This window comes from Burkholderia sp. SIMBA_051 (assembly GCF_046534915.1).
In the GTDB taxonomy this organism is placed as follows: domain Bacteria; phylum Pseudomonadota; class Gammaproteobacteria; order Burkholderiales; family Burkholderiaceae; genus Burkholderia; species Burkholderia ambifaria.
On the sequence record NZ_JAWRXS010000599.1, the window covers coordinates 1 to 252 of the forward strand.

Annotated in this window: 1 pseudogene; it reads left to right on the forward strand. The window is 61.9% G+C overall.

The features are described from left to right. Positions 1-15: 15 nt before the first annotated feature. A pseudogene (locus SB771_RS35885) lies at positions 16-252 on the forward strand (hypothetical protein); the annotation flags it as partial.

Here is a 252-nt window from a genome sequence, read left to right on the forward strand (position 1 = left end):
GCCATGGACGACGAAATGGCCGCGACCAGCAACGCCGACGTGGTCAATGAGTTCGACGTCGACATGGTCGTCCATATGCTGGAAGACATGGGCTACACCACCCGCAAGACCGACGGCGACGAAGGTCCGGTGCTGATCCTGGACGCCAGCAATTCCGGCGCCACCGACCTGCGCCTGGAATTCCTGTGCAATGACTTCTCCGAGAAGTGCTACGACCTGGTCGCCACCGCCACCTACGCCAGCAAGAAGCCG